Origin of the sequence: Novosphingobium sp. BL-52-GroH, from assembly GCF_044813085.1 — a bacterium.
Classification (GTDB): domain Bacteria; phylum Pseudomonadota; class Alphaproteobacteria; order Sphingomonadales; family Sphingomonadaceae; genus Novosphingobium.
On sequence record NZ_CP171152.1, the window covers coordinates 2722462 to 2748840 of the forward strand.

Annotated in this window: 28 protein-coding genes; 15 read left to right on the forward strand and 13 right to left on the reverse strand. The window is 67.4% G+C overall.

Annotation, left to right across the window (positions count from 1 at the left end; genetic code table 11):
- Nucleotides 1-81 precede the first annotated feature (81 nt).
- The 3 genes from ACFFDA_RS25875 to ACFFDA_RS25885 all read right to left on the reverse strand — a co-directional run bounded on the left by ACFFDA_RS25875 (nucleotide 82) and on the right by ACFFDA_RS25885 (nucleotide 1865).
- Nucleotides 82-966 (reverse strand): MBL fold metallo-hydrolase, encoded by an 885-nt coding sequence (locus ACFFDA_RS25875; RefSeq protein ID WP_404480139.1) that lies wholly within the window; start codon nucleotides 964-966, stop codon nucleotides 82-84.
- Nucleotides 967-1018: 52 nt separating this feature from the next.
- A complete protein-coding gene (locus ACFFDA_RS25880) occupies nucleotides 1019-1483 on the reverse strand; it encodes a DUF1465 family protein (protein WP_404480140.1) in 465 nt (154 codons plus the stop codon).
- A gap of 184 nt (nucleotides 1484-1667) precedes the next feature.
- Nucleotides 1668-1865: a YdcH family protein gene (locus ACFFDA_RS25885; RefSeq protein WP_404480142.1), complete on the reverse strand. Its 198-nt coding sequence runs from the start codon at nucleotides 1863-1865 to the stop codon at nucleotides 1668-1670.
- A gap of 268 nt (nucleotides 1866-2133) precedes the next feature.
- Here ACFFDA_RS25885 and ACFFDA_RS25890 point away from each other — a divergent pair, with 268 nt between their 5' ends.
- The 5 genes from ACFFDA_RS25890 (at nucleotide 2134) to tilS (ending at nucleotide 7829) form a co-directional block, all read left to right on the forward strand.
- Nucleotides 2134-2289 carry a YdcH family protein gene (locus ACFFDA_RS25890; RefSeq protein WP_404480143.1) on the forward strand — a complete coding sequence of 52 codons (156 nt, stop codon included), beginning with the start codon at nucleotides 2134-2136 and terminating at the stop codon, nucleotides 2287-2289.
- Nucleotides 2290-2416: 127 nt separating this feature from the next.
- Nucleotides 2417-4693, forward strand: coding sequence for a phosphoenolpyruvate--protein phosphotransferase (gene ptsP, locus ACFFDA_RS25895; RefSeq protein WP_404480144.1), 2277 nt, complete (start codon nucleotides 2417-2419; stop codon nucleotides 4691-4693).
- A gap of 165 nt (nucleotides 4694-4858) precedes the next feature.
- Nucleotides 4859-5743: a helix-turn-helix domain-containing protein gene (locus tag ACFFDA_RS25900; RefSeq protein ID WP_404480145.1), complete on the forward strand. Its 885-nt coding sequence runs from the start codon at nucleotides 4859-4861 to the stop codon at nucleotides 5741-5743.
- Nucleotides 5744-5890: 147 nt separating this feature from the next.
- Entirely contained in the window at nucleotides 5891-6853 is a 963-nt protein-coding gene (locus ACFFDA_RS25905; protein WP_404482880.1) for a hypothetical protein, read from the forward strand.
- A complete protein-coding gene (tilS, locus tag ACFFDA_RS25910) occupies nucleotides 6834-7829 on the forward strand; it encodes a tRNA lysidine(34) synthetase TilS (RefSeq protein WP_404480146.1) in 996 nt (331 codons plus the stop codon). The genes ACFFDA_RS25905 and tilS overlap by 20 nt, the downstream gene beginning before the upstream one ends.
- Nucleotides 7830-7859: 30 nt before the next feature.
- Here tilS and ACFFDA_RS25915 read toward each other — a convergent pair whose 3' ends face one another.
- On the reverse strand, nucleotides 7860-8501 hold the full coding sequence (locus ACFFDA_RS25915) for a L,D-transpeptidase family protein (protein WP_404480147.1): 642 nt from the start codon (nucleotides 8499-8501) through the stop codon (nucleotides 7860-7862).
- Nucleotides 8502-8689: 188 nt separating this feature from the next.
- Complete coding sequence (locus ACFFDA_RS25920) at nucleotides 8690-9247, reverse strand: TetR/AcrR family transcriptional regulator (protein ID WP_404480148.1); 558 nt, start codon at nucleotides 9245-9247, stop codon at nucleotides 8690-8692.
- Between the two features lie 180 nt (nucleotides 9248-9427).
- On the opposite strand from ACFFDA_RS25920, the gene ACFFDA_RS25925 reads away from it, so the two are divergent.
- From ACFFDA_RS25925 to ACFFDA_RS25935, 3 genes are all read left to right on the forward strand, one after another.
- Nucleotides 9428-11785: a TonB-dependent receptor gene (locus tag ACFFDA_RS25925; protein ID WP_404480149.1), complete on the forward strand. Its 2358-nt coding sequence runs from the start codon at nucleotides 9428-9430 to the stop codon at nucleotides 11783-11785.
- Nucleotides 11786-11854: 69 nt separating this feature from the next.
- On the forward strand, nucleotides 11855-12724 hold the full coding sequence (locus tag ACFFDA_RS25930) for an alpha/beta fold hydrolase (protein WP_404480150.1): 870 nt from the start codon (nucleotides 11855-11857) through the stop codon (nucleotides 12722-12724).
- A gap of 76 nt (nucleotides 12725-12800) precedes the next feature.
- Nucleotides 12801-14066: a spinster family MFS transporter gene (locus tag ACFFDA_RS25935; protein ID WP_404480151.1), complete on the forward strand. Its 1266-nt coding sequence runs from the start codon at nucleotides 12801-12803 to the stop codon at nucleotides 14064-14066.
- 12 nt (nucleotides 14067-14078) lie between these two features.
- Here the strand turns inward: ACFFDA_RS25935 and ACFFDA_RS25940 are convergent, their stop codons facing one another.
- Complete coding sequence (locus ACFFDA_RS25940; RefSeq protein WP_404480152.1) at nucleotides 14079-14258, reverse strand: hypothetical protein; 180 nt, start codon at nucleotides 14256-14258, stop codon at nucleotides 14079-14081.
- A gap of 139 nt (nucleotides 14259-14397) precedes the next feature.
- On the opposite strand from ACFFDA_RS25940, the gene ACFFDA_RS25945 reads away from it, so the two are divergent.
- Nucleotides 14398-14676: a DUF1294 domain-containing protein gene (locus tag ACFFDA_RS25945; protein ID WP_404480153.1), complete on the forward strand. Its 279-nt coding sequence runs from the start codon at nucleotides 14398-14400 to the stop codon at nucleotides 14674-14676.
- A gap of 1 nt (nucleotide 14677) precedes the next feature.
- Here ACFFDA_RS25945 and ACFFDA_RS25950 read toward each other — a convergent pair whose 3' ends face one another.
- Nucleotides 14678-15052 (reverse strand): DUF4870 family protein, encoded by a 375-nt coding sequence (locus tag ACFFDA_RS25950; protein WP_404480154.1) that lies wholly within the window; start codon nucleotides 15050-15052, stop codon nucleotides 14678-14680.
- Nucleotides 15053-15274: 222 nt separating this feature from the next.
- On the opposite strand from ACFFDA_RS25950, the gene ACFFDA_RS25955 reads away from it, so the two are divergent.
- From ACFFDA_RS25955 to dut, 5 genes are all read left to right on the forward strand, one after another.
- Complete coding sequence (locus tag ACFFDA_RS25955) at nucleotides 15275-16006, forward strand: class I SAM-dependent methyltransferase (RefSeq protein WP_404480155.1); 732 nt, start codon at nucleotides 15275-15277, stop codon at nucleotides 16004-16006.
- 7 nt (nucleotides 16007-16013) lie between these two features.
- A complete protein-coding gene (gene ubiB / locus ACFFDA_RS25960; protein ID WP_404480157.1) occupies nucleotides 16014-17579 on the forward strand; it encodes a 2-polyprenylphenol 6-hydroxylase in 1566 nt (521 codons plus the stop codon).
- Complete coding sequence (locus ACFFDA_RS25965) at nucleotides 17546-18736, forward strand: hypothetical protein (RefSeq protein WP_404480158.1); 1191 nt, start codon at nucleotides 17546-17548, stop codon at nucleotides 18734-18736. Before ubiB ends, ACFFDA_RS25965 begins: the two co-directional genes overlap by 34 nt.
- Before the next feature lie 67 nt (nucleotides 18737-18803).
- Nucleotides 18804-20288: a bifunctional phosphopantothenoylcysteine decarboxylase/phosphopantothenate synthase gene (locus tag ACFFDA_RS25970; RefSeq protein ID WP_404480159.1), complete on the forward strand. Its 1485-nt coding sequence runs from the start codon at nucleotides 18804-18806 to the stop codon at nucleotides 20286-20288.
- Entirely contained in the window at nucleotides 20272-20742 is a 471-nt protein-coding gene (dut, locus tag ACFFDA_RS25975) for a dUTP diphosphatase (protein WP_404480160.1), read from the forward strand. The genes ACFFDA_RS25970 and dut overlap by 17 nt, the downstream gene beginning before the upstream one ends.
- A 3-nt stretch (nucleotides 20743-20745) precedes the next feature.
- Here the strand turns inward: dut and ACFFDA_RS25980 are convergent, their stop codons facing one another.
- The 3 genes from ACFFDA_RS25980 to ACFFDA_RS25990 all read right to left on the reverse strand — a co-directional run bounded on the left by ACFFDA_RS25980 (nucleotide 20746) and on the right by ACFFDA_RS25990 (nucleotide 21909).
- Complete coding sequence (locus ACFFDA_RS25980) at nucleotides 20746-20910, reverse strand: hypothetical protein (protein ID WP_404480161.1); 165 nt, start codon at nucleotides 20908-20910, stop codon at nucleotides 20746-20748.
- A gap of 3 nt (nucleotides 20911-20913) precedes the next feature.
- The gene (locus ACFFDA_RS25985) at nucleotides 20914-21081 is read right to left on the reverse strand and encodes a hypothetical protein (protein WP_404480162.1); all 168 of its coding nucleotides are present in this window, start codon (nucleotides 21079-21081) and stop codon (nucleotides 20914-20916) included.
- Between the two features lie 153 nt (nucleotides 21082-21234).
- The gene (locus ACFFDA_RS25990) at nucleotides 21235-21909 is read right to left on the reverse strand and encodes a DUF4136 domain-containing protein (RefSeq protein WP_404482881.1); all 675 of its coding nucleotides are present in this window, start codon (nucleotides 21907-21909) and stop codon (nucleotides 21235-21237) included.
- A 205-nt stretch (nucleotides 21910-22114) separates the two neighbouring features.
- Between ACFFDA_RS25990 and ACFFDA_RS25995 the strand changes: the two genes are divergently transcribed.
- Entirely contained in the window at nucleotides 22115-22768 is a 654-nt protein-coding gene (locus ACFFDA_RS25995) for an MOSC domain-containing protein (RefSeq protein WP_404480163.1), read from the forward strand.
- Nucleotides 22769-22793: 25 nt separating this feature from the next.
- Here ACFFDA_RS25995 and ACFFDA_RS26000 read toward each other — a convergent pair whose 3' ends face one another.
- The 3 genes from ACFFDA_RS26000 to murJ form a co-directional block, all read right to left on the reverse strand.
- Complete coding sequence (locus tag ACFFDA_RS26000) at nucleotides 22794-23294, reverse strand: hypothetical protein (RefSeq protein WP_404480164.1); 501 nt, start codon at nucleotides 23292-23294, stop codon at nucleotides 22794-22796.
- Nucleotides 23295-23674: 380 nt separating this feature from the next.
- The gene (trpS, locus tag ACFFDA_RS26005; RefSeq protein WP_404480165.1) at nucleotides 23675-24694 is read right to left on the reverse strand and encodes a tryptophan--tRNA ligase; all 1020 of its coding nucleotides are present in this window, start codon (nucleotides 24692-24694) and stop codon (nucleotides 23675-23677) included.
- Nucleotides 24695-24718: 24 nt separating this feature from the next.
- Nucleotides 24719-26281: a murein biosynthesis integral membrane protein MurJ gene (murJ, locus tag ACFFDA_RS26010; protein ID WP_404480166.1), complete on the reverse strand. Its 1563-nt coding sequence runs from the start codon at nucleotides 26279-26281 to the stop codon at nucleotides 24719-24721.
- Nucleotides 26282-26379 lie beyond the last annotated feature (98 nt).

Sequence of the window (26379 nt, forward strand, 5' to 3'; positions counted from 1 at the left end):
CCATGAATACGCCTTCCGCCCTTTTGTGCGGCGGATAGTAAATCGATGGCCCGACTTAGCCTAATACTGGAGAGGCGATCCCTAATCTGCGGGACGGATAGTCCATTCGTCTCCGCGGCGTGCCGTAATTCCACGCTTTTCCAAGTCGATGAGGTGGGCAAGAACCGAGCGCCCGGCCGCAGGCCAGAGCCTTTCGTCCACGCCCTTGTACATCAGCGGCACCATCCGGGCGATGGTGGCGTTGCCCGATTCGATCTGGCGCAGGATCTGCTTCTCGCGCTGGCGGCGGTGGCCGATCATCCCGCGCACCAGTTGGCGCGGCTTGGCGACCTCGGGGCCATGGGCGGGATAATAAACGGTGTCCTGCTCGCGTTCGTAGAGCTTGGCGAGGCTGGCCATGTAGGCGGTCATGTCGCCGTCGGGTGGCGAGACGACGCTGGTCGACCAGCCCATGACGTGATCGCCGGTGAACAGCGCGCCGGTTTCCTCCAGCGCGAAGCACAAGTGGTTGGAGGTATGCCCCGGGGTGGCGATCGCGCGCAGGGTCCAGCCATTCCCGTGCAGCGCCTCGCCGTCTGCCAGCACGCGGTCGGGTGCGTAGAGCGCGTCGAACGAGGCGTCGGCGCGCGGCCCGTCGTCGTCGAGGACGAGCGGAGCGCAGCCCACGATCGGCGCGCCGGTCAGCGCGGCGAGCGGCGCGGCGGCCGGCGAATGGTCGCGGTGCGTGTGCGTGCAGCAGATCGCGACGACCCTGTCGTCGCCGATCGCCTCGACGAGCGCGGCGATGTGTTCGGCCTCGTCCGGACCGGGATCGATCACCGCCACTTCGCCGGCATCGCCCACCACGTAGCTCTGGGTGCCCGTATAGGTGAAGGCCGACGGGTTGCGCGCCAGCACCCGCCTGACCAACGGGCCGATGCGTTCGGCCACCGTGTAGGGCCGGTCGATCTGGGAGGTATCGTCCATGATCCGCGATATGGGGGTTATGGCGTCGGCTGTCGAGGGAGCAGGGGGCCGCTCAACTGGCGACCCGGCCCTCGATGCGCTCGCGCAGGGTCTCGATCGCGCTCAGGGGTTGCGGTCCCGTCAGGCGCCAGGCCTGGTCGAGGCGCAGGAGGCGCTCGTAGAAACGGCGCGTGGCGGTGACCAGCAGGGCGGTGGAGGGTGTGAGCAGGGCGGTCTGCTGCGGATCGGACCGGCGCATGTCGGGAGACAGCCGGCCATGGCGACGCAGTTGCAGTTCGTTGATTTCGCCCGTGAAGTAGGCGCGGTGGTTGAGCAACCAGGCGATCGCGTGCATCATCCGGGTGGTCGTGCGCAAGCCTTCGCTGGAGAGCGCCACGCGGGCCATGTCCTCGTCCCTCTCGATGCGGTCGAGCCTTCCGGAAAGCGTGAAGGCGTTGCGCACCTCGTCGGACAGCACGAGGGCCTCGCAATAGAGCGCTTCGATGATCCGCGGATTGATGGTCGCCGGTTCTGACATGACGCGTTCATATTTCCGAACCGCGACTCGCCGGCAACCGGCGTCGCCCGAAATTTTTGCGCAAAAACGCCGATGTCCCCGATCGGCACGCTTCGAACGCGGCGGGGGCTTGCCGAAATCTTCCGGAATTGGCGCGAAACGGCGTTTTTGGGAGGAGCTTTCCTGGCCTGCGGGCCGGATAGCTTCAGGCGATGATGTCGGGGATCAGGTAGTCCTCGATCTGCATCATCTGGTCCTTCAGGCGCAGCTTGCGCTTCTTCATGCGCGCGATCTGCAACTGGTCGATCGAACCGGCCGCCACCAGCGCATCGATCGCGGCGTCGAGGTCGCGATGTTCGATCTTCAGGATTTCGAGGCGCTTGCGCATTTCCTCTTCGGTCACGCCGGAATTCCTTAGCTCTATCAATGCTTGCCGAAGGCGGCCCCCGCCCGTGGGGGAGGTAGCGCCTCGTCCGATTAACACCAACCGAATTCCTGCCCGACGCAGGATTCACGCGATTCACCGATATGAAGCAATCGGAGTCTTCGCAAGATGGCCGCGATGTGGTTCCTTTCGTTTTGCGCCGGATCATCGAAGCCGAGTCGCCAATTCGGGTCACTCGCCATTTAGGTCCCCCGCCAGGGATCCGGCCCAAGAGGAGGAACCGTCCATGGATAGTTCGCACGTCAGCGCTCTGCAGCTCAAGCATGCTGGTCTGGAACGCCAGATCCACGAAGAAATGAGCCGTCCGATCCCTGATGCTGCGGTGGTCCAGGCCCTCAAGAAGCGAAAGCTCAGGCTGAAGGAAGAGATCGGACGGTTCTGACCGCCGCTTTCCCGACCACCGGAGAAATCCACCGGTCCAACCGGAGATCCCCGATATTACCCATATAACCTGATTCGACGGCATCCGCTGCGTTCCCAAGGCGATCACTTTGCGTTACGCGTAGGGCATGACCAGCGGAGCCGTCGAAGCAGCACGAACGATCCTCACGCGCCTGCATGAGGTGATGGCCTCGCGCAGCAATGCGCAGTCCAAGCTCAACAACGTCGTTGAAGTGATCGGCGAGAGCCTCGATAGCGAGGTCTGTTCTGTCTATCTTCTGCGCGAAGGGATGCTGGAACTCTTCGCCACGCGGGGTCTTGCGCAGGAAGCCGTGCACGTCACGCGCATGGCGGTGGGCGAGGGGCTCGTCGGCACGATCGCCGACCAGACCGGCACGCTCAACCTGGCCGAGGCGGCCGCGCACCCCGACTTTTCGTACCGGCCCGAAACGGGCGAGGACAAGTTCCATTCCTTCGCCGGCGTGCCGATCGTGCGGCGCGAGCGGGCGGTGGGCGTCCTGTGCGTCCAGCACGTCGAGCCGCGCCGCTACGAGGAAGTGGAAATCGAGGCGCTGCAGACGGTGGCGATGGTCCTCTCGGAACTCATCACCAACGCCGACCTCATCGACGAGGAGGACGCCCGCGCGCTCAGCGCCGGGCAGACCGGGCCGGTGCAGTTGCACGGCCTTACCCTCGTCAAGGGCCTTGCGGCGGGCGTTGCGGTCTACCACCAGCCGCGCGTGACGATCGAGCACGTCGTCGCCGAGGATACCGAGGCCGAGCGCCAGCGTGTCATCCTCGCCTTCGAGCGGATGCGCGAGCAGATCGACCGCATGTCCAACCAGGCCGAATTCGGCGTCGGCGGCGAGCACGAAGAGGTTCTCGAGACCTACCGCATGTTCGCCTACGACGAAGGCTGGACGCGCCGCATCAACGAGGCGATCGACAGCGGCCTCACTGCCGAGGCGGCGATTGAGCGCGTGCAGCAGCGGACCCGCATGCGCATGCGCCAGATCGACGACCCCCTGCTCGCCGATCGCATGCACGACCTGGAAGACCTGGCGAACCGCCTCCTGCGGATCGTCTCGGGCCAGCTCGGCACGGCGGCGTCGATGGGTTTGAGGAACGATGCGATCCTGATCGCGCGCAACCTGGGTCCAGCCGAACTGCTCGAATACGACCGGCGCCGGCTCAAGGGCGTGATCCTCGAGGAAGGCTCGCTCACCAGCCACGTCGTGATCGTCGCGCGGGCCATGGGCGTTCCGGTGCTGGGCCGCGTGCGGGGCCTGCGCGGCGTCGTGCGCGAGGGTGACCAGTTACTGCTCGACGCCGACCAGGCGACCGCCACCGTGCGTCCGTCCTCGGGCCTCGTCGAAGCCTTCGAGGCGCGTTTCGCCAAGAGTCGCGAACGCCAGGCGGTCTACGCCGGCATGCGCGACGTGCTGGCGACCACGCGGGACGGCACCCGCATCAACGTCATGATAAACGCAGGGTTGCGCGACGACGTCACCAACCTCAACCTGACCGGCGCGGACGGCATCGGCCTGTTCCGAACCGAGTTCCAGTTCCTCGTCTCGGCCACGCTGCCCCAGCGCGAGAAGCAGACCCGTCTCTATCGCGACGTGCTGGAAGCGGCGGGCGAGCGGCCGGTCGTGTTCCGCACGGTCGACATCGGTGGCGACAAGACGCTGCCCTACTTGCGCCACGACGACGGCGAGGGGGAAGAGAACCCGGCGATGGGCTGGCGCGCGCTGCGCGTCGCGCTCGAGCGGGACGGGCTGCTCAAGGTCCAGGCGCGCGCGTTGCTGGAAGCGGCGGCCGGGCGCAAGCTCAACGTCATGTTCCCGATGGTCGCCGAGCCCTGGGAGTTCGACGCGGCCAAGGCGGTGTTCGACGGGCAGCTAGACTATCTGCGCAAGCGCAGGAAGGTTTTGCCCGAAGCGATCCGCTACGGCGTCATGCTCGAAGTGCCGGCGCTCGCCGAGCAACTCGACCTGCTGGCGCCCAAGATCTCGTTCCTGTCGATCGGCACCAACGACCTGACGCAGTTCCTGTTCGCGGCCGACCGGTCCAATCCCAAGCTGGCGGAGCGTTACGACTGGCTGAGCCCGGCGATCCTGCGCTTCCTCAAGCGTGTGGTGCGCACGCTGGACGGCACCGGCGTCGACATCAGCGTCTGCGGGGAGATGGGCGGGCGCCGGCTGGAGGCGCTGGCGCTGCTGGGCCTGGGCATCCGGCGCATGTCGATCACTCCGGCGGCGGTCGGCCCGATCAAGGAATTGGTCGGCAAGGTCGACCTCGCCGAGATCACCGAGGCCATGGCTGGCTGGCTGGCGGCGCCGCCGGCGGATCTGCGCGGTGCGATGGTGGCCTGGGCGGCTGAGCGCGATATTCACGTAGACTGAGTTCGGGGGATGACAGGTTCCCCACTTGTTCCCCAGTTGGCCCGCAGAGTGCAGTTTTGGCCGGATAATTTTAAAGTGATGACGGCGCGCTGATTGACTTTGCGCCGTCAGACGGTTTGGTTAGGCACGGGTCAGGTCGCATTTACCAAACCCTTCTGGAGCAGAATGGAAAACGTCGAATCCCAGGGTCATGCGCGCGGGTTGCAGAGCGCGGGAAGCCAGCTTCGCGCTGCTCGTGAAGCGGCCGGGCTGAGCCGCGCCGACATCGCTTCGCAGACCAAGGTTGCCGAACGCCACCTTCTTTCCATCGAGGAGGACCGGCTGAGCGACCTGGCCGCGCGCACTTATGCAGTGGGCTTCGCGCGTGCCTATGCGCGGGCGGTCGGGCTCGACGAAAAGCTGATCGCGGCGAAAGTGCGCGAGCAGCTCGAAAGCGAAGCGGGCGAGCGCCCCGAGACCGTTCCCAGCTTCGAACCGGGTGATCCGGCCCGCGTGCCGACCCGGCGCCTCGCCTGGCTGGCGGCGATCGTGGTGGTGATCGCGGTGGCCTTGGTCCTGGTGTTCTGGAGCAGCTTCCTCTCGCCCGAAGGCCAGCTTCCCGATCTCATCGCGGACAAGCCCGCCCAGGCGCCCGCGCCGGTCGCACCCGGCCCGGCTGCGCCGCAGCCGGCCGCACCGGCAGGCGGTCCCGTGGTCCTGACGGCGATCGGCGACAAGGTCTGGGTCAAGGTTACCGACGGCACCGGCGCGCAAGTGTTGCAGAAGGAACTCGCCAAGGGCGAGAGCTGGACCGCACCTGCCGGCGTCGCCGGGTTGCAACTGCGGACCGGCCGTCCCGATGCGCTGCAGCTTTCGGTGGGAGGCAAGGCACTGCCGCCTCTGTCCACCGAGCCTCAGGTCATGTCGGGCGTGTCGCTTGCCGCTTCCGACCTGCTGGCGCGGGCCAATCCTGCGGCCGCGTCCCAGGCGTCTCCGTCCGCTTCGGCCAGCCCGCAACCGGGCGTCGGGCCCCAGCCGGCGCCGAGCCCGCTTTCCACGGTTTCCAACTAGGACCGCCTCGACAGGCGGGGGCAGTTTCAGGCAACACCCCTGGACGGTCCAACTGGTTAATTCCCGGTTCCGCCAGCCGCTGCCAGACATGCGGGGCGAGGTTTCCGGCACGGAGTTGATTTGGCGATGAATGGTAATTCTGGCGCGATGCGCACGACCCGCTGGCTGATGTCGGCGGCTGCTGTGGTGGTCCTGGCGGGTGGGGCCTTGCCCGCTTCCGCGCAGGACGCGAATACGAACTCGCGCCTCAACAAGGTCGAGTCCGAAGTGCGCGCGCTCCAGCGCAAGGTCTTCCCCGGCGCGGACGGCAAGTACTTCGAGCCGCAGATCAACGCCGCGCCCACCCCGACGCCGGCTCCCGGCCAACCCGTCAGCACCCCGGTGAGCGACCTGCTCACGCGGATGGACGCGGTCGAGGCGCAGATGGCGCAGTTGACCTCGCAGGTCGAGCAGAACACCAATCGCATCACCCAGCTCGAAGCGAAGCTGGCCACGGGCGTCGTGACGCCCGCGCCGCTTGGAGCCACGCCCCCTGCCTCGCAGAGCGATTTGCCGGCCTCGCAGAGCAATCTTGACGCGATGAGCGGCGGTGCATCCGTGCGCCCCTCGATCCCGGCCGCCGTGCCCGGGCCAAAGCCCGTCGCCACCGCGCCCCGGCCGGTCGCGGCGCCGTCCTCGCGGGTCGAGGCGGTGAAGGCCATCGTCAAGCCGCAGAGCGCCGATGCCGCCGACGACGAGTACAGCTACGGCTACCGCCTGTGGGAGGCCAAGTTCTATCCCGAGGCACAGCAGCAGCTCAAGCTCTACCTCGAAAAGTATCCCAAGCATCCGCGCGGCAGTTGGGGCCGTAATCTGCTGGGCCGTGCGTATCTCGACGACGGCAACCCCAGCGAGGCGGCCAAGTGGTTCCTGCAGAACTTCCAGACCGACAAGCGTGGCGAGCGGGCGCCCGACAGCCTCCTTTACCTCGCCGTCTCGATGAAGCAGCTCAAGGACACCAAGCGCGCCTGCATCGCCCTGGCCGAATTCAGCGATACCTATGCCGCCGAGGCGGCCGGCCGCCTGAGCGCGCTTTACAACACGACGCGCAGTGGACTTGCCTGCAGCTGACGTGAGCGTCGGGGCCGAGGTCGCCGCCCGGTTCCTCGCGGACCTGGCGGCGGTCTGGCCCGATGGCGTCGGGGTGCCCGAAGCACGTCTCGGGATCGCCGTGTCCGGCGGGCCCGACAGCCTGGCCCTGCTGCTGCTGGCCCACACGGCGCTGCCCGGGCGCGTCGAGGCAGCGACCGTCGATCACCGGCTACGCCCCGAAAGCGCCGAGGAGGCGGCCGATGTGGTGCAGGTCTGTGCCCGGCTCGGCGTGCCCCATGCGACGCTCGGCGTCGAAGTCGCACCCGGTAACGTCCAGGCGGAAGCGCGCGCCGCGCGCTACGAGGCGCTGGCCGGCTGGGCCGCAGAACGCGGGCTTGCGGCGCTGGCGACCGGCCACCAGGCGGACGACCAGGCCGAAACCCTCGTCATGCGCCTCAACCGGGCAAGTGGCGTGGCAGGCCTTGCGGGAGCGCGGTCTCGCGGCACGGTGCCGGGCTCCAGGCTTACCCTGCTGCGACCGGTGCTGGACTGGCGTCGCGCGGAACTGGGAGAGGTGGTCCGCAGTGCCGGTTTCGTCGCGGCGGAGGACCCCAGCAACGCCAACGACCGATACGATCGCGTCCGTGTCCGCAAGGCGCTGGCGGACGCGGAATGGCTCGACGTCCTGGCCATCGCGCAGAGTGCTGCGCATATCGCCGAGGCCGACGCCGCGCTGGACTGGATGGCGGCGCTCGAGTGGCGTTCGTGCGTCAAGAAGGAGCCGATGGGGCTCAAATACCGCCCGCAGGCTCCGCGCGCCGTGGTGCTGCGGGTCGTGGCGCGGATCGTGCGGGAACTCGATGGCGAGGACGCGCGGGGCGGGGCGATCGCGCGGCTGGTGGAGAGCCTGGTGTCGGGCCGTCCGGCCTCGATCGGCAATCTGGTGGCGCGACCGAACTCGGGCGGCTGGAGCTTCGCGAAAGCCCCGGTCAGGGCGGCCCGGCGCGAGCGCTAGGCGAAAGCCCGAAGCGGGGTGCCGTCTGCCTCAGGCCCCGACCAAGCTGTCGCCGAGGCCCACCTGCTTACCCCGCGTGATGTAGACCTTGTCGCCCAGCTTGGTCGTGGCGAAAAGCTTGGCGGCGAAGGCGTCTGGCATGCCCACGCAGCCGTGGCTGGCATAGCCGAGCGCCACGTCGGAGCCGTGCAGGGTGATCCCGTCGTTGGTCAGCCTCTGCATGTAGGGCATCGGTGCCCCGGTGTAGATGTTGGAGACGTGGTCCTTGTCCTTCTGGGTGATCGGGAAGACGCCCAGAGGCGTGGGCTTGTCCGAGGTGCCCAGCAGCACGGCGGTCGCGCCGATCTCGTAGCCGGAGCGGAAGACCGACAGCACGCGTGCCTCAAGGTCCACGGTGACGACGATCGGGCCGGCCGGCACGTCCTTTTCGTCCCAGTGCCATTCGCCGTACTTGATCGCTCCCTTGATCGGCAGGATGCGCTTGATGACGAAAGGTTCGTCCCTCGGCGCAGGCGCCGGCTTCGGGGGCGGCGCGACAGGCTTCGCCTCCGCCAGCTTGGCTTCGGCGAGCGAGGCCGGCTCGGGCCGGTCGGGCGAGGCCGCCACGACGAGCACGCCGACGATGGCGGCCAGGGCGACGAAGCCCGAGGCGAGGAGAATGCGCGCGTCCAACTTGATGTCCCGTGTCCTTTGGCGACTCTTCCCTGACAGGTCGGCCTTAGCATCGCGTAAATGCGAGTTAAGCGCCAGAGTAACACGCCATCGTGCCGGGCTCGACCCGGGACCATGGGGAACTCTCGAGGGGATGGCTTGCCCGGGGGTCGGCCAAGCGGAGCCGGGCACGACGTGGAGGAGCCGCGTCAGCTAACCTTTTTCTTCGCGATGCCTTCGCGCAGGATCGAGTTCGCCAGTTCCGCGACCTCCTCGGCCGTCGCATCCTCGGACCAGACTGCGTAGCGCAGGCCCAGGAACACGTTCATGCCCATGATCGCCCAGGCATGGGCCTCTCCCAGGTCCTCGCGCAGTTCGCCCCGCAGGATGCCTTCGGAGAGGCGTTCGTGGATCCGCCGCGCGGTGTTGCGGTAGTGCAGGCGGAAGGTCTCGGGATCGACGAATTCGCACTCGTCGATGATGCGGTAGATTTCCTTGTGCTCGCTGGCGAAACGCAGGAACCCGGTGAGCGAGGCGCGTTCCTTCTCCAGCGCCGGCAGGTCCTGCTGGCGGGCGTTGCGCGCCGCCTCGCGGACTTTGCCGCTGAGGTCGTCGACCAGCGCGCGGAAGATTTCGTCCTTCGAATTGAAGTAGGTGTAGAAACTGCCCAGCGCGGTGCCTGCGCGCTTGGTGATGGCGGTGATCGACGCCTCGTGAAATCCGCGCTCGCCAAATTCCATCGCCGCCGCATCCAGCAGCTTGCGCAACGTGCGGCGCCCTCTTTCGGTGCGGGGAGCCTTGTCGGGGACAGGCGGGGCGGGCGGCGCTGTGCTCACGAGGACACAGCTAGACCGCTCTTTGCAGCTTGGCAAACTTTCAAAGTTGAAAGATGGTTCAACTATCAATATGAACATCGGCAACTAGAAACGAACATGGGAGTGTCTAAGATGCAAAAGGCGCGTTTCCTCGCGATTTCCTCCAGCGTTCTGGCCCTGTGTGGCGGTGTGGGAATGGCCGCTCCGGCGCTGGCGCAAGACGCGGGGCCTGCCGCTCAAGCTCCTGCCGAAGCGACCGGCGGCGACATCATCGTCACTGCCCGCCGCCGCGAGGAGCGCCTCGTCGACGTGCCGATCGCGGTCACCAGCTTCAGCGGCGACCAGCTCGCCAAGTCCGGCGCCATCGACGTCACGGAAATAGCCCAGACGGCCCCCAACGTAACTCTGGAGCCTTCGCGCGGCACCAACTCGACGCTGTCCGCCTTCATTCGCGGCGTCGGCCAGCAGGACCCGGTCTCCGGCTTCGAGCAGGGCGTGGGCATCTACCTCGACGACGTCTATCTGAACCGGCCCCAGGCCGCCGTGCTCGACATCTACGACGTCGAGCGGATCGAGGTGCTGCGCGGGCCGCAGGGCACGCTCTATGGGCGCAACACCATCGGCGGCGCGGTCAAGTACGTGACGAAGCAGCTCCCGCAGGAGCTCTCGCTGAAAGTCAGGGGCACTTACGGGACTTACGACCAGGCTGATCTCGTCGTCACGGCATCGGCGCCGGTCAGCGACCTGATCCGGGTCGGCGGCTCGGTCGCGCGGCTGTCGCGCGGGGGCTTCGGGACGAACCTCACCACCGGCGAGGACAACTACAACAAGGACATCTGGGGCGGTCGCGCCAGCGTCGACATCGGCGGCTATGGCGAGCCGGTGCTGATCCGCATTTCCGGCGACTACACCAAGGACAAGTCCAACCCGCGCGGCGGCCATCGCCTGATCCCCGGCTACGCCTCGGGCGCGCCGGTGCTTGCCGACGTCTACGACACGCGCGGCGGTCTCGACGATCCCAAGCAGGAAGTGGAGGCCTATGGCCTTGCCATCAACGCCTCGGCCGAACTGACCGATCGCCTGACGTTCCGCTCGATCAGTTCGTGGCGCAAGGACGACAGCGCCTCGCCGATCGACTTCGACGCCTTGCCCGCCGTGGACCTCGACGTGCCGGCCTACTACCGCAACGAGCAGACCAGCCAGGAATTCCAGCTCCTCTACGACGACGGTGGCCTGGTCCAGGGCATGATCGGCGCCTACTACCTCTCGGCCAAGGCCGATACGCAGTTCGACACGCGCCTGTTCACCGCGCTCAACGGCCTGACCGCCTTCACCCAGGCGAACGTCGACACCGAGACGGTCGCGGTCTTCGGCGACTTCACGTTCGATTTCACCGAGAAGCTCAGCCTCTCGCTGGGCGGCCGCTACACCTGGGACGAACGCCGCGCGCAGATCCTGCGCCAGAACTACCTCGGAGGCGGTTCCCCTGTGTTCGGCGGCGCGGGCCTGCCGCTGGGCGCGCCGAGCACGGACTTTTCGGGCAAGGCGACCTTCAAGAAGTTCACACCGCGCGCCTCGATCAGCTTCAAGCCGAGCCCGGACCACAACATCTACGCCAGCTTCAGCCAGGGCTTCAAGGGCGGCGGCTTCGACCCGCGGGGGGTGGGCGTCAATGCGCCTGCGGCCACTCCGGGCGCGCCGACCGACGCGGAAATCGCCGACTACCTCAGCTTCAAGCCCGAGACCGTCGACAGCTACGAGATCGGCTACAAGGCAAACCTGTTCGGCGGCGGGCTCTACATCGCGGCGGCCGCGTTTCACATGGACTACAAGGACGTGCAGATTCCCGGCTCGGCCGGCTGCACCGTGGGCGGCATTCCCACGTTCTGTGGTGTCATCACCAATGCCGGCAAGGCGCGCTTCAACGGCTTCGAACTGGAAGCCAACGCCCGCCTCGCGCAGGACCTGATGGCGGCGGGAGACCGACTGAGCCTATCCGGCTCGCTCGGCTACATCGACGCCAAGTACAAGGAATATATAGCCAACATCGGTGGCGTCCCCACGGACGTCGCCGACAACCGCAAGGTCCAGAACACCCCCAAGTGGACCGGCAGCGCGACGCTCGCCTACACCACGCCGGTGGGCGAGGGCGACGTCTCGTTGAGCACGACGTACTCGTACCGCGGCAAGACCTACCAGTTCGAAATTCCGAACCCCTATCTGGACCAGAAGGGCTACGGCCTCGTCGACGCCAGCCTGGTCTATACCGCTCCGGACGGGCGCTGGAGCCTGGGCGTCCATGGCAAGAACCTGTTCGACAAGCAGTACCGGACTTCGGGCTACACGTTCCTTGCGGCGAACCCGATCACGGGCGAACTGCTGCGGGCGCCGAACGGCCGGTTCATTCCGACGCTGGGCACGGAAGGGACGCTGACGGCCTTCTACGGCAACCCCCGCCAGGTCTTCGCGACGGCGACGCTGGCGTTCTGAGGCGGCCGTCACAGCATACCTCGCGCCCGCGCAGGCGGCGCGAGGTATAGGAAAAGGACCCTTTCGCACATGGACTACCATGTCCTTCGCTATCGCAGCGCCTGCGGCCGGCTCGACCTTGCCGCGCGCGACTATGCAGCGGCAGGCTCGCAGGCGCCGGTGCTGCTGATGATGCATGGGCTCACCCGCAACAGCGCCGATTTCGAGCCGTTGGCCGCACGCCTTGCCGGCCGCTACCGCATGATCGTGCCGGACCAGCGCGGGCGCGGCCTCTCGCAGTGGGACCCCGACCCGGCGAATTACCGGCCCGAGGTCTACGCGCAGGACATGCTGGCCCTGCTGGACGAACTCGGCATCGAGCGGGCCGGGCTGGTCGGCACCTCGATGGGCGGGCTGATGGCGATGGTGATGAATGCTCTGCGGCCCGGTCTCGCGCAGGGCGTGGTGTTCAATGACATCGGCCCGGTGCTGGAACCTGCGGGGCTGGCGCGCATCCAGGGCTATGTCGGCCCTTCTGGTACGATGGCCAACTGGACCGAGGCCGCCGCCCGCACCCGCGCGATCAACGCCTCGGCCTTTCCCGACTACGGACGCGCGGAGTGGGAGGCCTTCGCCCGGCGCATCGCGCGGCAGAACGCCGATGGCACCGTATCCTTCGCCTACGACCCGGCGATCTCGCAAAGCGTCGCAGGCGATGATCCCCAGACCGTCCCGCCGGACCTTTGGCCCTTGTGGGACCTGCTCGATACGGTGCCGGTACTCGTCGTGCGCGGCGCCTTGTCGGACCTGCTGAGCGTCCGGACGGTCACGGCGATGGCGCAGCGCCATGCAGGGCCTTATGCAAGCGTCGAAGTGCCGCGCGTCGGCCATGCCCCGATCCTCGACGAGCCGGTGGTGCTGGCCGCGATCGAGGCGTTCCTGGAGGCTTGCGTGGGGTGACGGGGAATTTACCGAGGGGCAGGGGAGCACTTTGCAGGATGGCTCGGGCCGCGACGATGGAAAAAGGCGACAGGCGATGAACGGACCAACGGACGCCCGGCAGGCATCCCCGAACCTCGTCCTGGGGATGCTGCTCCTCGTCTACGTCTTCAATTTCGTCGACCGCCAGATCCTCTCGATCCTGGCGGCGCCGATCCAGGCCGACCTCGGGCTCGACGACGCGCAGCTCGGGATGCTGGGGGGGCTCGCCTTCGCCATCCTCTATTCGACGCTCGGCGTACCGCTGGCCTGGCTGGCCGACCGCACGAGCCGCTCCTGGGTCATCACCGGCTCGCTCGTCCTGTGGAGCCTGTTCACCTCGGTCTGTGGACTGGCGCAAGGGTTCTGGCACATTTTCCTCGCGCGGCTGGGCGTGGGCATCGGCGAGGCGGGCGGCGTCGCGCCCAGCTATGCGGTGATCGGCGACCACTTCCCCAGCGAGCGGCGCGCCTTCGCGCTGTCGATCTACTCGCTGGGTATCCCGCTCGGATCGGCCACCGGGGTGCTGGCGGGCGGCTATGTCGCGCAGATGGTGGACTGGCGCACGGCGTTCCTCGTCGTCGGGCTGGCGGGGATCGTCATCGCGCCGCTGTTCAAGGTGGTGGTGCGCGACCGGCCGCGGCCAGTGCCCTCGACCACGGACGGTCCTGCGATCCGCTTCGGTGAAGTGGCGAGGATACTGGCGGGCAAACGGGCTTTCTGGCTGCTGAGCTTCGGCGCCGCGTCCAGTTCGATGCTGGGCTATGGGCTGGCGTTCTGGCTGCCGAGCCTGCTCCAGCGCAGCTTCGGGCTCGATCTCGTCCATACCTCCTGGTTCATCGGCGCCGTGCTGCTGCTGGGCGGATGCGCAGGCGTGCTGGCCGGCGGAGCGCTGGCGGACCGGCTGGGGAAGGGCGACCGCGCCTGGTATGGCCGGGTCCCCGCGATCGCCTTCGTCTGCGCAGTGCCGCTGTTCGCCGGCGGCATCTGGACCTCGAGCGTACCGCTGGCCTTCCTGCTGTTCCTGGTGCCCCAGGCGCTCGCCTACTTCTGGCTGGGCCCGGTGACGAGCGCGGTGCAGCACCTCGTCGCGCCACCTGCGCGCGCCACCGCCTCGGCTCTGTTCCTGCTCATCAACAACCTGATCGGCCTGGGCGGCGGCATCTACGCGCTGGGGGCGCTGTCGAAAGCGCTGGTGCCGGTGTGGGGAACGGAATCGCTGCGCTACTCGATGCTCTTCGCGCTGGCTCTGTACCTGCTTGCCGCGACGTTGATGGCGCTGGCCGGTCCGGCGCTGCGGCGAGAATGGGTGGCGGAGAGGTGACTGCCGCCGCGATCAGTGCAGCAGCCCGCCGGAGCCTTCCCAAACCTCGACGACGGCGTTGAGCAGGCCAAGGCAGAGCACCGCGTAGGCGCGCGGGAGGGTGACCTCCTCGGAATGCCCTCCTTCAAGCTCTTCGGTCAGCAGGGCGGAAACCGACTTGGCGATCTCGAGCGGCGGTGGAATATCGTCCATCAGGTCCTCGGGGGCATGTAATTCCTTGCGCAAGAATATCACGGATATACCCCGCCCGGCTATGCAATGACCGTTCTAAAATGGGATTCAAGGAAATGCTTGCGGTAAATCCGTGCAGCGACGGGGTGGTCGACCCGCGATGAGCTTCGTCGCCGTCGCCTGCGCCGCCCTGGCCATGCTCAACCTCGCCACGTTCGTGACCTTCGCCATCGACAAGTCGCGCGCCAGAACGCGTCGCCGCCGGATCGCGGAATCGACGCTGCTGTGGCTCGCTGCGGCAGGCGGCAGTCCCGGCGCCTATGCCGCGCGCCATGCCTTCCGGCACAAGACGCGCAAGCAGCCCTTCGTCGGGCGCCTCCACATGATCGCCGCGCTGCAGGTGGTTTGGCTCGCCGCGAGCGCGTACTGGCTGGCCTGACTCATACCAGCCAACTACCGGGGTTGGGCATGGGCGCATGCTTCTGTGCGTTGAGCAGGCTCAGGACGCAGCGCACGATCACCAGTACCGCGACCGCCGGCAGGATCAGGAAGCCGATCAGCGCGACCAGGAGCACGAAGCCCACGACCGTCCCCACCAGGAAGATCCAGAAGGTCTTGATCGCATACTCGTAGTGCGAGACTTCCCACTGCTCCTTCGGCTCGCCACGCCAGACGTAGGCGAGCACGACGCCGACTATGCCGGTGATCCCGGTCAGGTAGGAAGCCAGGTAGAGAAGGTTGACGATCGTCGGGTTGTTGAACTCGAACCCCGATGCGGGGGCGGAGCTGGCGGGCTTGGGATCGAAGTCGGTCATTGCTGTCCTCCATGCCGGGCGGATGCCGGTTCCCTGTGCGCGGGATGCTGCCTGCTTCGTCCCACCGGGGCAAGCACCTCCCGCAACTGCGCTATGCCGGCCCGTTTGCCATGCCGGTGCGCCACAATGCCGCAATCGGGACGGCTTGTTGATGACGAATGCCGTCATGACAGGTAAAACTAAGGTGGCGCCGCCGCCCGCGGATGGTTAGAGGACGGCGGCATGAACGATACCGTTTCCTTCGGATACGAAGAGGTCCGTCCCGAGGAGAAGGAACAGCGCGTGGGCGCCGTCTTCTCCGCCGTCGCGCGCAAGTACGACATCATGAACGACGCCATGTCCGGCGGCATGCACCGGGTCTGGAAGGACAAGTTCGTGCGCCGCGTGAAGCCGCGCGCGCATGAGCAGATCCTCGACATGGCCGGCGGCACCGGCGACATCGCCTTCCGCATGGAGAAGGCGGGGGCGAAGATCACCGTTTCCGACATCAACCAGGACATGCTCGACGTCGGCGTCGAGCGGGCCATGGACCAGGGCATCGACACGCTCGTGTGGTCGCGCCAGAACGCCGAGGAACTGACGTTCCCCGATCGTTTCTTCGATGCCTACACGATCGCCTTCGGCATCCGCAACGTGACGCATATCGACAAGGCACTGGCCGAGGCCCACCGGGTGCTGAACTATGGCGGGCGCTTCTTCTGCCTCGAATTCTCGACCACGGAATGGCCAGGCTTCAAGGAAGTCTACGATGCCTACTCGCACAAGCTGGTGCCCAAGATCGGGCAGATGATCGCAGGCGACGCCGATTCGTACCGCTACCTGATCGAATCGATCCGCCGCTTCCCGCCGATGCCCGAGTTCGAGCGGATGATCCGCGCAGCCGGCTTCCGGCACACCAAGGTCGAGCCGATCATGGGTGGCCTCGTCGCGATCCATTCGGGCTGGAAGGTCTGACGACCCGGTGACCACCACTGCCACGCATATCCTGCGCCTGCTCAAGTGGGGCCGCGTGCTCGCACGCCACGGCGCCTTGCGCGGGATCGAGAACGACCGCAACGTGCCGGCCCCGGTCAAGCGGCTGTGCCGGATCGCCCGCTTCGGCACGCGCCAGCCTTCCGAGCCGGACTATGCAGGGGCGTTCCAGGAGATCGGCCCGGCCGCGATCAAGCTCGGCCAGGCGCTGGCCACACGGCCCGACCTCGTCGGCGAAATCCCTGCGCGCAATCTGCTGAGCCTGCAGGACAGCCTGCCGCCGGTGCCTTTCGCACAGATCCGCGCGGCGATCGAAACCAGTTTCGGCCGCCCGCTCGAGGCGATCTTCGCCAGCATCGATGAAGACCCGGTAGGCGCGGCCTCGATCGCCCAGGTCCATCGTGCCGTCACGCCGGACGGGCGCGCGGTGGCGGTCAAGGTCCTGCGTCCCGGCATCCGCGAGCAGTTCGCCCGCGATGTCGACACGTACGAATGGGCGGCCGCCCACCTCGAGGCGCTGGGCGGCGAGGCGACGCGCCTTCGCCCGCGCGCGGTGATCGCCAACCTGAAGCGCTGGACGCTGCGGGAGTTCGACTTGCGGCGCGAGGCCGCCTCGGCCTCCGAACTGGCCGACGCGATGCGCGGCATCGAGGACTACCGCGTCCCCGACATCGACTGGGATCGCACCACCGGCTCGGTGCTGACGGTCGAATGGATCGACGGCATCAAGATGAGCAACCTGGCCGCCCTGCGCGATACCGGGTACGATCTCCCCGCGCTTGCCCGGCGGCTGGTGCTGACATTCCTGACGCAGGCGATTTCCTGCGGATTCTTCCACGCCGACATGCACCAGGGCAACCTGTTCGTGCAGGGCGGGCCCGGGCGCGACAGCACGATCGTGGCGATCGACTTCGGCATCATGGGCCGGATCAACCGACAGGCGCGGTTGTGGCTGGCCGAGATCCTCTACGGGTTGACGACCGGCAACTACCGCCGCGTTGCCGAGATCCACTTCGAGGCACAGTACGTGCCCAGCTATCACACCGTCGAGGAGTTCGCGACGGCGCTGCGCGCGGTTGGCGAGCCGATGCGCGGCAAGGCGGTGTCGGAACTGTCCGTCGGCGCCATGCTCGACGGTCTCTTCGCCATCACCCGCGATTTCGACATGGCAGTGCAGCCGCACCTGCTGCTGTTGCAGAAGACCATGGTAATGGTGGAGGGCCTGGCCACCGCGCTCGATCCGCAGATCAACATGTGGGACGTGTCCGGGCCTTTCGTGAAGGACTGGATACGCGACGAGCTGGGTCCGGAGGCCATGATCGTCGATCGCGTGCGCGAGGACGTCGAGACACTGCTGCGCCTGCCCGCGCTGGTTCGCCGGATCGAGGACGCGTTCCCGCCCAAGGGCGGCGCGCCGGAGCAGGCACCGTTGCCCGACGTCGACATCATCTGGGCTCGTAAACGCGAAAGTAACCACTGGGTGGGCTATATCGCGGCCGCAATCCTAGGGGGCACTGCGGCGTGGGCACTGACGTACTGGACACTTCTGGGCTGAGCCCCGCCGTCGCCGCGACGCCTGCCACGCAGGCGCCGGCAGGCCATTTCGCGCGCCTGTCGCCCGCGCTGGCGCGCGCCTTCCTGGCCGCGCTGCTGCTGGTGCTGATCGCGGCGATGATCGTGCCGACCAACAAGCCCGGCAACCGCTCTCCGTGGGAGGGCCCCGTCGAAGGTCCGCTCGACCCTTCGGGCAAGGCGATCGACACTAAGGACAAACCCTACGACGAGGACATCGCGCTCTACGAAGTGGTGATCGAGCGCATCGCGAGGGGTGAGAACTACTACGACTTCATCGTCTCCGAGCAGCGCGCCCGCGACTATCCGGTGAACCCCGGAATCGCCGTGCGCCTGCCGACGCTGGCCTACCTTGACGCCTGGCTCGGCAAAACCGGGCAACTCGTTGCGGCGATCGCGCTGATGCTGGCGATCATTGCCGTGTGGTGGCAGCGGCTGGGCGAGGAGCCCGAGGATCGCGGCCGCGTCCGCCGGCTGGGTACGTCCCTGGTCTTCGTCGGCGCGTCCCTCGGCCTCAACCGACACTACTTTCCCTTGCACGAGCTGTGGGCCGGCGGCCTGGTGGCGCTGTCCTTCGGCCTGCATCGTATCGGCCGGAACGGGCAGGGCGGGCGCTGGGTCGCTGCCTTTGCGGTAGCAGCGCTGGCGCTCGCCATCCGCGAGCATACGCTACCTTACGTCCTGCTCATGCTCGCATTTGCCTTGTGGCAGCGCAACTGGCGCGAGGGCGCGGCCTGGATCGCGCTTACCCTCGTGTTCTTCGCCGCGCTGTACGGGCACCTGGACCTGATCGCGCGCGATGTGCTGCCGGGTGAGCGGCATGGTCCGCCCTGGCTGGTGATGCGCGGGATGACGGGCTGGCTGGCCAACGTCGTGCAGTCGAGCAACTTGCGCTGGCTGCCGCATTTCCTCGCGGGGCCGGCAGTGATCCTGATGACATTCGGGTGGCTCGGCTGGCGCAGCCTCTCGGGGCTGTTCGGCTTCCTGCTGTGCGCGGGCTATGGCGTGGCGTTCATGATCGCGGGGCGGTGGGACAACTTCTACTGGGGAGCGATGATCGCGCCGGCCATGTTCGCGGGACTGGTCTTCGCGCCGCGCGCGCTGGCGCAGCTTGTGGCGGCGGCCAGGATCGGGCGTTGACTGCAGGCGTACGGCGCCCGCAGCAAATCCGTTGCGCGTGCCTGCTCGCTGTTGCACAAGCCCGGTCATGAACGGACCCCGGATTCTGCTGGTCGTTGGCGGCGGCATCGCCGCATACAAGTCGTGTGAACTCGTGCGCACCATCCGCAAGGAAGGCGGCTCCGTTACGTGCGTGCTGACCGACGGCGGCGCGAAGTTCGTGACGCCGATGACTTTGGCCGCACTCTCCGAAAAGCCGGTCCACACCACCTTGTGGGACCTGCGCAACGAGGCCGAGATGGGGCATATCCAGCTCAGCCGCGAGGCTGACCTCGTCGTGGTCTGCCCGGCGACGGCGGACCTGCTCGCAAAGATGGCGGCAGGTATCGCCGACGACCTCGCGACGACCCTGCTGCTGGCGACCGACAAGCCGGTCATGGCGATCCCGGCGATGAACGTGCGGATGTGGCAGCACGCCGCGACCACGCGCAACGTCCAGACCCTGCGCGCCTCGGGTGTCGACGTGATGGAGCCCGACGAGGGGCCGATGGCCTGCGGCGAGTTCGGTCCGGGGCGCCTGCCGGAAGTCGCGATGATCTGGCAGCGGATCGCATGGGCACTCGGCCTCGGTCCGATCGAGGTGGCTCCGGTGCCCGGCAGCGAGGAAACCTCCGAAGGGCTGGGCCTGGGCGGCGTGACCGGCTCGATGATCTCGCGCGGCTTGCAGCGGGCGAAGAAGGCGATCGGCCTCGAGGATGTCCCTGCCTTGCCGCCGCTGGTGGCCAAAGGCGCCGCGCGCGCTGCGCCGCCCACCGATCCCGACGCGATCAACCACCTTGTCACCGGGGGCGCCATTCCCGAACCCCTCGATCCGCTCGCCGGCCAGCCCGATTTCGACCGCGGCGACGAACACCGCCCGCTTTACGGCCGCCATGTGCTCGTCACCGCCGGGCCCACGCACGAACCCATCGATCCGGTGCGCTACATCGCGAACCGGTCCTCGGGAAAGCAGGGCTTCGCGATCGCTGCCGCCGCCGCGCAGGCGGGCGCGCGCGTGACGCTGATCGCCGGGCCGGTGCATTTGCCGACGCCGCCGGGCGTCGAGCGCGTCGACGTCGAGAGCGCGCTGGAGATGGCCGAGGCGGTAGGCGAGGCTTTGCCTGCCGACATCGCGGTCATGGTCGCCGCCGTTGCCGACTGGCGCGTCGTACAGGCGGCGGGGCAGAAGCTCAAGAAACGCAAGGGCGCCGACGGGACGGTCGCTCCGCCCGCGCTCGAACTCACCGAGAATCCCGACATCCTGGCCACGCTCGCCCGCAGCGCCGAACGGCCCGCCCTGGTGGTCGGCTTCGCCGCCGAGACGCAGGATGTGGTCCGCTACGCCCAGGAAAAACGCCTGCGCAAAGGCGCCGACTGGATCGTCGCCAACGACGTGTCGGGCGACGTGATGGGTGGTGATGCCAATACCGTCCACATCGTCACTGCCGACGAGGTGGTTTCCCTTCCCGAAATGCCCAAGGAGGACGTCGCGCGCGTCCTCGTCGAAAGGTTCACCGATGCACTCCCCCGCTGAAGTCCCCGTCATGGTCAAGGTCCTGCCCCACGGCGAGGGCCTGGACCTGCCCGCCTACGCCACCGATGGCGCGGCCGGCATGGACGTTGTGTCGGCGGAGGACGTCACCATCGCTCCGGGCGGGCGTCATGCCGTGGCGACGGGACTGTCCGTGGCGATTCCCGCCGGGTTCGAGATTCAGGTGCGCCCGCGTTCGGGGCTCGCGCTCAAGCACGGCATAAGCGTGCCCAATTCGCCCGGCACCGTCGATTCGGACTATCGCGGCGAGTTGAAGGTGATCCTCGTCAATCTCGGCTCGGCGCCCTTCGAGATCGTGCGGGGCGACCGCGTGGCCCAACTGGTGCTGGCGCCGGTGACGCGCGCCTCGTGGCTCAAGGTCGACGAACTCGACGACACCGCGCGGGGCGAAGGCGGCTTCGGCTCCACCGGCGGGGTCGTCGCGCTGGGGAATTGAACTTCATTGCTGGCTGGGGAAAATCCCGGCCAGCCACACTATGGTGACGAAGAGAAGCGCGAGTACCAGCAGCACCGACAGGCAGCCGCCCCACCCGTATCTGCGGTGAATGGTTTCGCCGGCTTCCTGCAGGATGCCTTCGAAAATCCACTCGAATAACCATGACAATACTCAATCCCCGCGCTTGTCCCGTTCGCGCCGCGCCTTGCGCCACTTGAGACCGTACCAGCCCGCGCCGCCCAGGCCTCCGATCATCACTGCACCCTTCGCCAGCGTCTCGAAAGCGGCGCTCAGGGCGCCGATCGTGACTCCCCAGAAGAGCTGCGAGAGGATGGCCATGAAGTTATGCATCGGTCAGGATAATCCGGGGTGGGGACAAGGTGCTTCGCGATCCCCATAGCAAAGGGACGGGCCCGCATTATTTCAGCGGACCCGTCCCTTGATGTCTCCCACCTTTCGCAAGGCGGGAGCCTGTCGGTTCAATTCACCAGGTCACTTCTTCTCCGGCGCGACGGTGATGCGCACGGTCTCTCCGGAATTGCCGGGGAAATTGGTGAACATCGCCTCGACCAGGTTGGGGACGAGGTACTGCAGACGGTTCGAGGTCGATACGGCTTCCGCCTTGCCTTCGAACAGGCGCTGGCCGTCGGCGGCGCGGTCGATCTTCAGGCCGATGCCGCTGGTGAACACCGTGTACGATTCGACGCCGTTGTCGAAGAACGGGTCGTAGAAGCCATAGCGCCACGGGCCGCCCCAGCCACCGAAACCACCGAAGCGGCCACGGCCGTAGAAGCCGCCATAACCGCCCCAGGGACCCCAGTAGGAACCCGCCATGGGCGTGCTGCGAACGCGCTCGCGGCCGCCGTCGACGCCGTAGTCGAAGCGGACGATGAGGTTGGCGCGGGCCGGGTCTTCCACCGGCACGTAGCCGACCTTGGCCATGCGATCGCGCACGATCGAAGCGTACTGGGCAAACTCGAGGCCGCCCGAGAGCTTGGGATCGTCGGCGACGATGGCGAAAGTCTGGCCCGAAGGGGCCGGCAACTGCGACTGGAATCGCGAGACGTCGGCCTTGAAGGGAGAGGCGCAGGCGGCCAGCGCCATGAGCAGCGCGGCGGCTGCGGCGAGGCGGAGCCTGCCTATCTGCGATCCGGAACGGTGTGTCATCATTGTCTGCTCCACGAACCCGAAGAGCCCGTGACGCCTGTTCCGGGCGCGGCTCTCGATACCTTGCGATCCTGTCGTAAAATCAACGCGCTGAATAGCGGTTGAATGGAATTTGACATGCGACGGGCCGTGTGGCCCGTTCACCCGCCGTCCAAGTGATCGACGACTTGATCGCTTGCTCTCCATGTAGGAAGTGTGGTGGCCGATGACGAGTCCGATCCCCATTCTTTCCGTGCAGTGCGGGAAGGTCGCCCCGTTCCGTGGTCCCGGCGAGCCGAGCGCCATCGCCAAGGCTCCGGTGGCCGGCCCGGTGCGTGTCCACCGGCTGGGCCTGGAGGGCGACGCGCAGGCCGACCTGACGGTGCACGGCGGGCCCGACAAGGCAATCCACCACTATCCGCACGACCACTACGCCTGGTGGCGCGAGGCGATCGGCGACCATCCACTTCTCGACGGCTATGGCGCCTTCGGGGAGAACGTCTCCACCACCGGCCTCACCGAGGGCACCGTCTGCATCGGCGACCGCTGGCGGATGGGCACCGCGCTCGTCGAGGTCAGCCAGGGCCGCCAGCCATGCTGGAAGCTCGACCACCGCTTCGACGGTGCCAAGGTCAACGCGGGCTGCATCCGGTCGCGGCGGCCCGGGTGGTACTACCGGGTGATCGAGGAGGGCAGCGTCGCGGCCGGCGACACTATGGAACTGGCCGACCGACCGTTCCCCGACTGGAGCGTGCTGCGCGTCTTCGGCCTGCTCATCGCCGGGGACCACAAGGTCGACCGGGCTGGGCTCGAGGCGCTGGGCGAAGTCTCGGCCCTGGCCGCACCGTGGGTCCGGCGGCGAGAGAAACTGCTGGGCTGACCGGCCGGCCCGCCGTGGCCGATCGTCACTGCGGCGGCAGCGAGAGGTAGAGGATTTCGCCCACGACCCCGAAGTCGCCGTAGTTGGCGAGATAGAGGCTGTCGTTGGCGAGTTCGTTGACCGCGCTGTCCCAGGGATCGCGGTAAGTGACGTCGCGGTTCGTCGCCCGGCCCACGACCACCAAATGGGCGCCGCCGCTGCGCCAGTAGATCATGGCGATGGCGGACCGGTCGATCGCGATCTTGTGGTGGGCGATCGTGCGGCCGTGGTCGAACGTGTCGGTTGGGCGCAGGCCAAGGTGCTCGACCGTGATGCCTTCCGAGCGCAGCGCCGCCGCCGCCTGCCCGGCAAAGAGCCCGAAGCGGGTGAAGGTCGAAGCGAACGTGCTCTGGTCGTTGGGCTGGCCTGCGGGGCTCATCGTCATCGGCCCCGCCGTGGTCGCCTGGCCGGTAGGGTTAAGCGCATGCTGCACGGCGCGCAGGTAGACACGCTGGGCGAGGGCCCATTCCTCTTCCGCGAAGCTCATCTGCCGTACGGGAGTGGCAAGCAGTCAGTTATTCTGCCGCCGCGGGGAGATCGACAGTCACCGAATGCGTCTGTACGGGCATTGTCGCCAACACGACCGCGCTAGCGAAACCCAACGCACTCCACGCGTACTTGCCTGCACGAAGGTCAATTACAGCTTTGGCGATACAGTAGATGGTGGCGACCAGCGCCGCGAGCGTCCAAAGTATGAATGTCGGCATAGGCGATAGCTATCTCGATAGCGCGAGACGAGCAACGTCCGCTTCAAGGGCGAGTTCGGACAGGCCGCTTTTCGAATCGCAAACCCCGAAGGCGGCCGTTCCCCTCGCGACCACTCGCCCTTAGTCCAGCGCCGACCCCGCGACCATGCAAGCGTCCCCTTCAGCCCCGCAACAGGCCGAGTGCCTCGTAAGTCCTCTCCAGCGTCGGGATCGCCAGGGCCCGGGCCTTTTCGGCTCCCTTGCGCAGGATCGCATCGAGCGCGGCGCGGTCCTCGCGCAAGGCCACGAAGCGCTCGTTGATCGGGGCCAGCTTCTCGACCAGCAGTTCGCCCAGCGCCGGCTTGAACTTGCCGAAGCCCTCTCCGCCGAAGTCGGCCAGCACTGCGTCCACCGTCGTCCCGGCCATCACCGCATAGACGGCCACGAGGTTCTTCGCCTCGGCGCGGCCTTCGAGGCCGGCCTTGTCCGAAGGCAGCGGCTCGGGGTCGGTCTTGGCCTTCTTGACCTTCTGCATGATCGTGTCGGCGCTGTCGGTCATGTTGATGCGGCTCATGTCGGAGGGGTCCGACTTGCTCATCTTGGCGGTGCCGTCGCGCAGGGACATGATGCGGGCGGCCTCGGGCGGGATGAACGGCGCGGGCAGGGTGAAGACCGGCGCGTCCTCGGTGCCGAAGTCGTTGTTGAACTTCTGCGCGACGTCGCGGGCGAGTTCGAGATGCTGCTTCTGGTCCTCGCCCACGGGGACGTGGGTGGCCTGGTAGAGCAGCACGTCGGCGGCCTGCAGCACCGGGTAGGTGAACAGCGCGACGCTGGCGCCCTCGCGGTTCTTGCCGGCCTTGTCCTTCCACTGCGTCATGCGGTTCAGCCAGCCCATCCGCGCGGTGCCGTTGAGCAGCCATTGCATCTCGGAATGCTGCGGCACCTGTGCCTGGTTGAACAGGATCGAGCGGTCGGGATCGATCCCGCAGGCGACCAGCGCGGCGACCATCTCGCGGGTGTTGGCGCCGAGGTCCGCGGGTACGTGCGGCATCGAGATCGCGTGGAGGTCGGCCAGGAAGTACAGGCACTCGCCCCCTTCGGCCGAGACCTGGTCCTGCATCGCCACCCAGTTGCGGATTGCGCCCAGGTAGTTGCCGAGGTGCAGGTTGCCGGTGGGCTGGATGCCGGAGACGATACGCATGGGATGTCCGTTTCGAAAGGTCGGTTAGCGGCGGCGCCGCAGGAGCTTGAGGTCGTCGCGGGTGAAGGCGCCCGAGACCACCGTGGCGAGCCCATAGACGAGGCAGCCGGCCGAGACCAGCACCGCCAGCGCAAGGCCACGCACGAGCCAGGTGCCGTGGATGTAGGGCATCATCAGCGCCTGCCCGAACCACAGCGCCACGCCCATCGCCACCGCCGCCAGCGCGAGACGCGGGCCTCGTCGCCGCAGGCGGGCGTCGACGACGAAGTGGCCGCGCTTCACCAGCGTCCAGTAGAGCATGGCGACATTGACGGTGGAGGCGATCGCGGTGGCCAGCGGCGGGCCCATGTGCTGCAGCGGCACGATCAGGACCAGGTTGCCGACCAGGTTCACCACCATCGAGATCATCGCGTAGCGCACCGGCGTCTTGGTATCCTGCCGCGCGTAGAAGCCGGGCGTGAGCACCTTGACGAGGATGTAGCTGGGCAGCCCGATCGAGAACGCGGCGAGCGCTTCGGCGGTGCGGGCGACGTCGGTGGCGTCGAACTTGCCGTAGCCGAACAGGGCGCCGGCGATCGGGGCGCCGCACACGATCAGCGCGACGGCGGCGGGCAGGGTGAGCAGCAGCGCGAGTTCGAGCCCGCGGTTCTGCGTCTCCATCGCTTCCGCGTCCTGCCCGGCGCCGAGCTGACGCGAGATGGTGGGAAGGAGCACGGTGCCAAGGCCTATGCCGATGAGGCCCAGGGGGAGCTGGTTCAGCCGGTCGGCCATGTAGATGTAGGTCACCGATCCGTGCGCCAGCAGGTAGGCGGCGAGCGCGGTCGAGATGACGAGGTTGATCTGTACCGCGCCCGCGCCGGCGGCGGCCGGAAGGATCAGCCTGAGCAACTGCTTCACGTCGGCGTTCCACACCGGCATCCGCAGGCGCATCGAGACGCCGTTGGCACGACAGGCCCAGACCAGCCAGGCAAGTTGCAGAGCGCCGGACACCGAGACCCCGATCGCCTGGTTGCGCGCGGTCAGCAGCGGGTCGTCGGAATGGAAGCCCAGCAGCGCGACGATCAGCGTCAGGTTGAGCAGGATCGGCGCAGCGGCATTGACCCAGAACTTGCCCATGGAATTGAGGATGCCGCCTAGCAGCGAGACCAGGCTGATGAGCGCGAGGTAGGGGATCGTCATGCGGCTGAGCGAGACCGCGAAGGCGAACTGGTCTTGGGTGACGTCGTTGAACCCGCCCGACAGCAGCAGCGTCACCGGCCAGGCGAGGACTTCGAGCGCCACGGTCATGACGATCAGGACCGGCAGCAGCACGGAGAGCGCCTGTTCGGCGAAAAGGATGCCGGCGGGCAGGCCGTTCCCTTGCGGGTCGCCGACCTTCTTGTTGAACATCGGGATGAAGGCCGAGGCGAAGGCCCCTTCCGCGAACAGGGCGCGGAACATGTTGGGCAGCCGGAACGCGATGAGGAACGCGTCGGACGCGAAGCCCGCGCCGACGAAGCGCGCGAACAGGCTGTCGCGCACGAGGCCGAGTACGCGGCTGGCCAGCGTCAGTCCGCCGACGCTGGCAAGGGCCTTGGCGAGGTTCATGGGGCGAGGTTCATGCGACGGAGGCCCTCACGAAAATGGCGTCGTCCCGGTCGAGCCCGGGACCGTGGGAGTGGCTTCGGGGGAGCGCTGCCGGCGGT

Excerpts from the sequence above, each read along its gene's own strand:
- ACFFDA_RS25900 (WP_404480145.1), top strand. The coding sequence starts at position 4,859 with ATGGAAAACGTCGAATCCCAGGGTCATGCGCGCGGGTTGCAGAGCGCG.
- ACFFDA_RS25985 (WP_404480162.1), bottom strand. The coding sequence starts at position 21,081 with ATGGCCATCCTCTCGCAGCTCTTCTGGGGAGTCACGATCGGCGCCCTG.
- ACFFDA_RS25995 (WP_404480163.1), top strand. The coding sequence starts at position 22,115 with ATGACGAGTCCGATCCCCATTCTTTCCGTGCAGTGCGGGAAGGTCGCC.
- ACFFDA_RS25935 (WP_404480151.1), top strand. The coding sequence starts at position 12,801 with ATGAACGGACCAACGGACGCCCGGCAGGCATCCCCGAACCTCGTCCTG.
- ACFFDA_RS25950 (WP_404480154.1), bottom strand. The coding sequence starts at position 15,052 with ATGACCGACTTCGATCCCAAGCCCGCCAGCTCCGCCCCCGCATCGGGG.
- ptsP (WP_404480144.1), top strand. The coding sequence starts at position 2,417 with ATGACCAGCGGAGCCGTCGAAGCAGCACGAACGATCCTCACGCGCCTG.
- murJ (WP_404480166.1), bottom strand. The coding sequence starts at position 26,281 with ATGAACCTCGCCAAGGCCCTTGCCAGCGTCGGCGGACTGACGCTGGCC.
- ACFFDA_RS25955 (WP_404480155.1), top strand. The coding sequence starts at position 15,275 with ATGAACGATACCGTTTCCTTCGGATACGAAGAGGTCCGTCCCGAGGAG.
- ACFFDA_RS25905 (WP_404482880.1), top strand. The coding sequence starts at position 5,891 with ATGCGCACGACCCGCTGGCTGATGTCGGCGGCTGCTGTGGTGGTCCTG.
- ACFFDA_RS25925 (WP_404480149.1), top strand. The coding sequence starts at position 9,428 with ATGCAAAAGGCGCGTTTCCTCGCGATTTCCTCCAGCGTTCTGGCCCTG.
- ACFFDA_RS25940 (WP_404480152.1), bottom strand. The coding sequence starts at position 14,258 with ATGGACGATATTCCACCGCCGCTCGAGATCGCCAAGTCGGTTTCCGCC.
- ACFFDA_RS25970 (WP_404480159.1), top strand. The coding sequence starts at position 18,804 with ATGAACGGACCCCGGATTCTGCTGGTCGTTGGCGGCGGCATCGCCGCA.
- ACFFDA_RS25990 (WP_404482881.1), bottom strand. The coding sequence starts at position 21,909 with ATGACACACCGTTCCGGATCGCAGATAGGCAGGCTCCGCCTCGCCGCA.
- trpS (WP_404480165.1), bottom strand. The coding sequence starts at position 24,694 with ATGCGTATCGTCTCCGGCATCCAGCCCACCGGCAACCTGCACCTCGGC.
- ACFFDA_RS26000 (WP_404480164.1), bottom strand. The coding sequence starts at position 23,294 with ATGAGCTTCGCGGAAGAGGAATGGGCCCTCGCCCAGCGTGTCTACCTG.
- dut (WP_404480160.1), top strand. The coding sequence starts at position 20,272 with ATGCACTCCCCCGCTGAAGTCCCCGTCATGGTCAAGGTCCTGCCCCAC.
- ACFFDA_RS25890 (WP_404480143.1), top strand. The coding sequence starts at position 2,134 with ATGGATAGTTCGCACGTCAGCGCTCTGCAGCTCAAGCATGCTGGTCTG.
- ACFFDA_RS25880 (WP_404480140.1), bottom strand. The coding sequence starts at position 1,483 with ATGTCAGAACCGGCGACCATCAATCCGCGGATCATCGAAGCGCTCTAT.
- ACFFDA_RS25930 (WP_404480150.1), top strand. The coding sequence starts at position 11,855 with ATGGACTACCATGTCCTTCGCTATCGCAGCGCCTGCGGCCGGCTCGAC.
- ACFFDA_RS25945 (WP_404480153.1), top strand. The coding sequence starts at position 14,398 with ATGAGCTTCGTCGCCGTCGCCTGCGCCGCCCTGGCCATGCTCAACCTC.
- ACFFDA_RS25875 (WP_404480139.1), bottom strand. The coding sequence starts at position 966 with ATGGACGATACCTCCCAGATCGACCGGCCCTACACGGTGGCCGAACGC.